The organism is Streptomyces sp. NPDC024698, assembly GCF_055559015.1.
Genome location: NZ_JBVHLK010000012.1, coordinates 207416 through 215021 on the forward strand (window position 1 = coordinate 207416; position 7606 = coordinate 215021).

Below are 7606 nucleotides of genomic sequence, written 5' to 3' on the forward strand. Positions count from 1 at the left end.
GCTCGCCGACAGGTGCTCGCCAGGGTGCTGGGGGTGGAGGCGCCCGATACGATCGGATTCGTATCCGATCCCATCCGATGAGGGATTTCGAGCGATTCCAGCCGTGGGGGGGCCGATTTCCGGAAAAGTGAAGGCCAACGACTCCACGGACGGGGCGTTTCATGACCGGCGACCAGCACTACGACGTCATTGTCATCGGCACCGGAGCGGGCGGCGGTACTCTCGCGCATCGCCTGGCGCCCAGCGGCAAACGCGTACTTATCCTCGAACGCGGCGGTTACCTGCCCAGGGAGCGGGACAACTGGAGCTCCACCGCGGTCTTCGTCCAAGGCAAGTACCGCGCACCGGAGTTCTGGTACGACAAGCACGGCAACGAGTTTCCGCCGGAGGTCAACTACTACGTGGGCGGCAACACCAAGTTCTACGGTGCCGCGCTGTTCCGGCTGCGCCCCGGTGACTTCGGCGAAGTGCGCCACCACGACGGGCTGTCCCCGGCCTGGCCGATCGGCTACGAGGACCTGGAGCCGTACTACACCCAGGCCGAGCACCTCTACCGCGTGCACGGCCGGCACGGCGAGGACGTCACCGAGGGTCCGGTCAGCGGCCAGTACGCCTACTCGCCGGTCGAACACGAGCCGCGGATCCAGCAGCTCAGCGACGACCTGGAGAAGCAGGGGCTGCACCCCTTCCACCTGCCGATCGGTGTGAACCTCACGCAGGACGAGAACGGCCGGGCCACCCACGCCAGTGCCTGCATCCGCTGCGACCGGGTCGACGGATTCCCGTGTCTGCTGGGCGCGAAGTCCGACGCGCAGGTGATCTGCGTCGACCCCGCGCTCGAACACCCCAACGTCACGATGGTGACCCACGCCGACGTCCGCCGGCTGGAGACCGACGCGTCAGGGCAGACGGTCACCGGCGTGGTCGCCGACCTCGGGGACGGGAGCACGCGGACGTTCGGCGCGGACATCGTGGTCGTCGCCTGCGGCGCGGTGAACTCCGCTGTGCTGCTGCTGCGTTCGGCCAACGACCGGCATCCGGCGGGCCTGGCCAACAGCTCCGACGTCGTGGGCCGGCACTACATGCGGCACAACAACCTGGCGTTGATGGCCGTGTCGAAGGAACCGAATCCCACCAAGTTCCAGAAGACCATGGCCCTCAACGACTGGTACTTCGGCGCGGACGACTGGGAGTTCCCGCTCGGCGGCATCCAGATGCTCGGCAAGTCGGACGCCGACCAGATCCACGGCGAGGCGCCGCGCTGGGCCGGCAAGGTCTCCCCCGACATGCCCTTCGACGTCCTCGCCCACCACGCCGTCGACTTCTGGCTGTGCGGGGAGGATCTGCCCCTGCCCGAGAGCCGGGTCACCCTCGACAAGGACGGCGGCATCCACCTCGCCCTGGACGAGAAGAACAACATCGCCGGCCTGGGGCGGCTCCAGCACAAACTGGAGGGAATGCTGGGGCACTTGGGGATGCACCCGCACCGTCTGCTGTCCCACAGCATCTATCTGCACAAGGGGATGCCGATCGGGGCGACGGCCCATCAGGCCGGCACGGTGCGCTTCGGGACCGACCCCGCGAGTTCGGCCCTGGACGTCAACTGCAAGGCCCACGAACTGGACAACCTCTACGTCGTGGACACGTCGTTCTTCCCCAGCATCGGCGCGGTCAACCCCTCGCTGACCGCCATCGCCAACGCCCTGCGGGTCGGCGACCATCTGATCGAACGGCTGGGCTGAGCACAACGGGCCGACCCGCGCCCGGAGTTCCGTGGCGCGGGCCGGCTTCTCCTCGTACTCAGACGTTGTCCCCGGGAAGATCCGCGGCCCGTGTGTCGGAGTCGGTCAGCGGTTCCAACTCGCTCTGTGTGTCCAGCCAGTAGACGAGAACCAGTCCCGGGCCCACCAGCACCAGCGCGATGATCGTCACGATGCCCAGCCAGCGCAGGGTGTGCGCGGCGCCGGCTCCGTCGGCCACCGTCAGCGTGGTCGGCAGCAGATACGGGCGCTGCGCGAACCCCCAGGCCACGATGGCCGACGCGACCGTGGCGACCGAGGTGTGCCGCGACCACCGGTGCGCGCGCAGCACCAGAAGCGTCACCGTCAGCACGCCGAAGCAGGCCGACAGGATCATCATCAGCAGGCCCAGGCCCCGGGTCATCCCGTGCCATACGTAGGAGGCGTCGTGGTGGGTGACCGGCAGGGCGATCGCGGCCAGGACCACCACCGCGCCGAAGGCGAGCAGGGCCCGTAGCCGGAAGTGGTCGACGAGGTCGTCCGCGCCGAACCGGCGGGCGTCCGCGACCAGGAAGACGGCACCGAGGAAGGCGGTGGCCGCGATGGCGAGCAGACCCGCGAGGATCGACGTCGGGTTGGCCCAGACGTGGGCGGTGGCGGGTGTGCCCACCGCGACCCGGCCCGAGGCGATGCCGCCGAGGACGGAGCCGAGGAAGTACGGCGTGATGAGCGAGGCGATGGCGAACACCGCCCCGTAGACGCGCCGTCGGGCCAGGCGCCTGCTCGGCTTGCGCAGGGCGAACCCGGCACCGCGCAGCACCGTCCCGACGGCCGCGAGCGCCAGCGGCAGCCACAGAGCGGTGAACACGGCCTGGAACATCGTGGGGAAGCCGGTCCACATCAGGACGAGCACGAAGATCAGCCAGACGTTGTTGACCTCCCACACGGGCGCCATGGCATGATCGATCAGCCACCGCACCCGCTTGCCCCGGTCGGCGCCGCCGGCCAGGAGGTCCCAGAAGCCCGCTCCGTAGTCGGTGCCCCCGCCGCAGGCGTAGGCGGCGATGACCACGACGAGGACCCAGGCGATGACGTCCGCCATCAGTGGTCACCTCCCGGGCGCCCCTGGGACGGGCCGGATCCCGGGCCGCCGCCCGAGGGGGCTCCGGCGGTCGCGGCGTCGGCCTTGTGCCGGGGCCCGTAGGGGGTGTCGGCCTCGGGTTCGAGGGCGGTGGCCGACGAGGCCGCGGCTTCGTCGGCCACGCGCCAACGGGTGCGCATCTTGAGGAGAACGGCCAGGAAGGACCCGAAGGCGGCGACGTACACGACGATGACGACGCCCAGCATGGTCCAGATCCCGGCGGCCTTGGTGTGGGTGACGGCCTCGGACACCCGCATGTGGTTGAAGACGATCCAGGGCTGGCGGCCGACTTCCGTGGCGATCCAGCCGCACTCGACGGTCAGCAGGCACGCCGCGCCCGCCAGCGAGGCGCAGCGCAGGAACCAGCGGTTGTCGGGCATGTCCCGGCGGCGCCACCAGAGCCAGGCGTACCACAGGGCCAGCACGATGAGGACGCTGCCGATCATCGCCATGACGTCGAAGCAGAAGTGTACGAGCGTCGCCTGGGCCGGGGTCGGCCGGTTCTCCGCCGGTACCGCGGTGAGTCCTGTCACCTTGGTGTCGGGTCTGAACCCGGCCAGGATCGAGTCCAGTTGCGGGATCCTGATGCCGCCGGAGATGGACCCGTCGGAGTGCAGCCGACCGAAGATGTACTCGGGCACGTGCGTGTCGGTCTTCCAGACGATCTCCATGGCCGCGAACTTCACCGGCTGCTTGTTGAAGACCGAACGGGCGGCGGAGTCCCCGAGGTAGAACTGGATCGGCGTCAGGATCGCGGCGACGGTGAACGGCACCATGAAGCCCAGCTTGTGATAGCGGTCGCGGCGGCCCCGCAGCCAGCCGACGGCGTACACACCCGCGACCACATAGCCGGCCGTCAGGAACATCGCCACCACGAAGTGCCAGTACTCGGTGCCGAAGATCGGCGTGAAGACGGCCTTGCGCACGTCGACATTCGTCGGGTTGCCGTGGGCGTCGAGGCTGAATCCCTGCGGGGTGTTCATCCACGAGTTGGCGGCGATGATCCCGAACGCGCCCATCAACGCGGCCAGCGGCAGGGGCACGGCCAGCCAGAAGTGGGTCCACGGCTTGAGGCGGCGCCAGCCGTAGAGGTAGATGGCGATCATGATGGCTTCGAGGAAGAACGCCCATGCCTCCACGCCGAAGCCCAGGCCGAACACATCGCCCCAGCGTCCCATCATGCCCGGCCACAACAGACCGAACTCGAAGGACAGCACGGTGCCCGTGACGACACCGATGGCGAACTGCACGGCCATCACCGCCGACCAGCGCCGGGCGAGCTGCATCGCCACCGGATCGTCGCGGCGCAGGCCCCGGTAGTGCATGAGCAGCGTGATCAGGGGCAGCGCCACCCCGAAGGGGACGAGCAGGATGTGCGAGGCCAGGGTGAAGGCCATCAACTCACGGGAGGGCAGAAGCTGGGCCGGTGTGCCGGCGGCCAGGTGCACTGCTGTGCTGAGCATGGGTGCCTCGGTGCTGAGCATGGGGGGCCTCGGTGATCCTCACCCGCCGAGGCGGGGAACGCAGGGACAGGACGATGACGGCGCGGCAGCCCCGGCCCGATCAGGGCCCGCGCAGCGTCGTGGTGACCGCGTGCTGTTCGGTGGGTCCGGTGCCGGGCAGCGGGTAGGCCCGCTCGCGTCGCGCGCCGGAGGCGAAGGCGATGGTCCAGCTCAGGACCGCGCCCAGCCTGCTGCGGAACCCCGTCAGGAAGGCGATGTGGATGAACAGCCACGCCAGCCAGCCGCCGACGCCCGACAGGTGCACGGGCCCGGCCTTGACGACGGCCCGTCCGCGCGAGATGTAGGCCGCGCTGCCCAGATCCCTGTACGTGAAGGGCTTCATCTGCTTCGTCCGGCCCTCCACCGCGTGCCGCACGGCCCGTCCCGCGTAGGCGCCGGACTGCATGGCCACCTCGGCGAGGCCGGGCAGGTGATCGAGCGCCATCATGTCGCCGACCACGCGGATCTCCGGGTGGCCGGGAAGGGTCAGATCGGGTTCGACGGCGAGACGGCCGGCGCGGTCCTGCCGCGCGCCGGTGGCCCGCGCCAGGGCGGCGGCGATGGGCGGGGCCTCCACTCCGGCCGTCCACAGGACGGTACGCGCTGGGTGCCGCGTGGTCGTGCCGTCCCGTTCCTTCACCGTCAGGCCCTGCTCGTCGAGGTCGGTGACCCGTGTACCCAGATGGAGTTCCACACCGAGGTCGCCCAGGGCGCGGGCCGCCCGCGCGGCCAGACGGTCCCCGAAGGACGCCAGCACCTGGTCGGAGCCTTCGAACAGCAGCACCCGGGCCTGGAGGGGATCGATGGTCCGGAACTCCCGGTCGAGGGTGTGGCCGGCGATCTCCCGGATCTGCCCCGCCAGTTCCACCCCGGTCGGCCCGCCTCCGACCAGGGCGAAGGTGAGCCAGTGCCGCCGGTCCCGCGCGTCGGTGGCCGACTCGGCCATCTCGAAGGCGCGGTAGATCCTGCGGCGGATCTCCAGGGCGTCCTCCAGCGTCTTCATGCCCGGCGCGTGCGCCGCGAACTCGTCGTGCCCGAAGTAGGACTGGCGCATTCCGGCCGCGACGATCAGGTCGTCGTAGGGGACGACGAGGCTGCCGCCCTCCGGCCGTCGCGCGTGGACGGCGCGTTCCCGCACGTCCACATGGGTGGCGTCGGCGAGCAGGCAGCGCACCTGCTCATGACGGCGCAGGACCGCACGCAGCGGCTGCGCGATCTGGCCCTCCGACAGGATCCCGGCCGCGCACTGGTACAGCAGCGGCTGGAAGAGGTGGTGTGCCCGGCGATCGATCAGCGTCACCGCGACCGGTGACCGGCGCAAGGCCCGCGCGGCGAAGAGTCCGGCGAACCCGCCCCCGACGATCACCACCCGGCGGGGCGTCACATGGTCTTCCACAGGGCCTCAGCCGCCGGTGGCGAAGCCGGGGAAGAGGGTCATCCCGCCGTCGACGTACAAGGTGGTCCCGACGACGTAGTCGAGCAGGTCGGAGACCATCGCGACGACCGCGTTGGCGATGTCGTCGGGGTCGCCGACGCGGCGGTAGGGGATGAGTTTGAGGAGTTCGGCCTCGGCCTCGGGGGTGTCCCAGGCGGCCGTGTTGATCGGGGTGCGGATGGCGCCGGGCCCGACCGCGTTCACGCGGATGCGGTGCGGGGCGAGTTCCTGGGCCAGGGTCTGCATCATCATGCCGACGCCGCCCTTGGAGGAGGCGTAGTTCACGTGGCCCGACCACGGGACGATCTGGTGGACCGAGCTCATGCAGACGATCTTTCCTGCCGAGCGGGACACCTCCGGGACGACACCGCGCCGCATGAACTCCTTCGCGGCCTCCCGCGCGCACAGGAACTGGCCCGTCAGGTTGACGTCGATGACCTTCTGCCACTGGGCCATCGTCATGTCCACGAGCGAGGAGTCCCGCTGGAGGCCGGCGTTGGCCACCATGATGTCGATGGTCCCGAACTCGCGCACCATCCGCGCGACCATCTCGACGACCTGGTCCTCGTCGGAGACGTCGGTCTCGTGGGCGTAGGCGTTGACCCCGAAGCCCTTGATCTGGTCCACGACCTTCTCGGCCTCGTCGGCTCCGACGACGTAGTTGACCACGACGTCCGCCCCGGCCCGGCCCAGGGCGACGGCGGTCGCCTTGCCGATACCCGAGTTCCCGCCGGTCACCAGGGCCTTCTGCCCTCGCAGAAGCCGTGCGGTCAGCTGCGTACCGTTTCCCTCGGCGCTTCCTGCCACCACGATCCTCCTCGCTCGATGCCACTCGCTCGATGCCCGCCCGCACCCGCACCCGCCGGTCGGCGGGAAGACCTCGCGGAAGACGTCACAATTCGGTGGCCAGCAAAATGCATCGGCGGTACGAGCGGCGGCCCGACGCGCGAGTCCGGGCCCGCTCGACCGCCGATGTCACTCCGGTGGCTCAGGCGGACCGAGAATGCGGGAGCAGACCCCGGGGCTGCTGGGCACCGGGGGCCCACCGAAGATGGAGGAGCCCCAGAACGTCACGCGACCTCGTCGGGGCGCAGGAAGCGCCGCAGTGGTCGGTGGGCTTCAGAGGGGGCCATCTGAGGCGTCGAATCGATGGGGAACCTGGGAAGGCAAACCAGTAACCCATGGCGCGAAGGTGCCTTCCAGGCCCGGAGTTCGGGGCCTGGAAGGCACCTTCGCGTCTCTGTTGCGAAAGCGGCCGCGCCCGAAGGGCAGTCGGGCTAGTGACCTGAGTCAGAGATTCGGTGGCAGTAGGCGGCGACTTTGTCGAGGATCTCGTCAGCTGTTTTTGTCCAGACGAACGGTCTGGGGTGCTCGTTCCAGTCGGTGAGCCAGGCTCGGATGTCGCGTTCGAGGGCCTGGACGGAGCGATGGACGCCGCGTTTGAGCTTCTTCTGGGTCAGCTCGGCGAACCACCGCTCGACCAGGTTCAGCCAGGACGCACTGGTCGGTGTGAAGTGCAGATGGAAGCGTGGGTGGGCCAGCAGCCACCGTTTGATGGCGGGTGTCTTGTGGGTGGCGTAGTTGTCCAGGATCAGATGCACCTCGAGGTCGGCGGGGACCTCTTTGTGGAGCTTGGCCAGGAACTTCTTGAACTCCGCGGCCCGGTGGCGGCGGTGGATCGAGCCGATCACCTTGCCGGTGGCGATCTCGAGGGCCGCGAAGAGGGTGGTGGTGCCGGCGCGGACGTAGTCGTGGCTGCGACGTTCGGGAACTCCGGGCATCATCGGCA

General features: G+C 69.6%; 6 protein-coding genes. 1 reads left to right on the plus strand and 5 read right to left on the minus strand.

The genetic code is table 11. The annotated features are described in order from the left end of the window. The first annotated feature begins 161 nt into the window (after positions 1 to 161). Positions 162 to 1742 (plus strand): GMC oxidoreductase, encoded by a 1581-nt coding sequence (locus tag ACZ4AA_RS25550; RefSeq protein WP_467607242.1) that lies wholly within the window; start codon positions 162 to 164, stop codon positions 1740 to 1742. Positions 1743 to 1800: 58 nt separating this feature from the next. On the opposite strand, the gene ACZ4AA_RS25555 is transcribed toward ACZ4AA_RS25550, so the two are convergent. The 5 genes from ACZ4AA_RS25555 to ACZ4AA_RS25575 all read right to left on the minus strand — a co-directional run. Continuing rightward, entirely contained in the window at positions 1801 to 2841 is a 1041-nt protein-coding gene (locus tag ACZ4AA_RS25555; RefSeq protein ID WP_467607245.1) for a cytochrome d ubiquinol oxidase subunit II, read from the minus strand. Beyond that, complete coding sequence (locus ACZ4AA_RS25560; protein WP_467607247.1) at positions 2841 to 4343, minus strand: cytochrome ubiquinol oxidase subunit I; 1503 nt, start codon at positions 4341 to 4343, stop codon at positions 2841 to 2843. Before ACZ4AA_RS25560 ends, ACZ4AA_RS25555 begins: the two co-directional genes overlap by 1 nt. A 100-nt stretch (positions 4344 to 4443) precedes the next feature. Then, positions 4444 to 5778 (minus strand): NAD(P)/FAD-dependent oxidoreductase, encoded by a 1335-nt coding sequence (locus tag ACZ4AA_RS25565; RefSeq protein WP_467607250.1) that lies wholly within the window; start codon positions 5776 to 5778, stop codon positions 4444 to 4446. Between the two features lie 6 nt (positions 5779 to 5784). Further along, on the minus strand, positions 5785 to 6624 hold the full coding sequence (locus ACZ4AA_RS25570; RefSeq protein ID WP_467607253.1) for an SDR family oxidoreductase: 840 nt from the start codon (positions 6622 to 6624) through the stop codon (positions 5785 to 5787). 470 nt (positions 6625 to 7094) lie between these two features. Then, positions 7095 to 7606: IS630 family transposase (locus ACZ4AA_RS25575; RefSeq protein WP_467607255.1), on the minus strand; the 512-nt coding region annotated here is incomplete at its 5' end.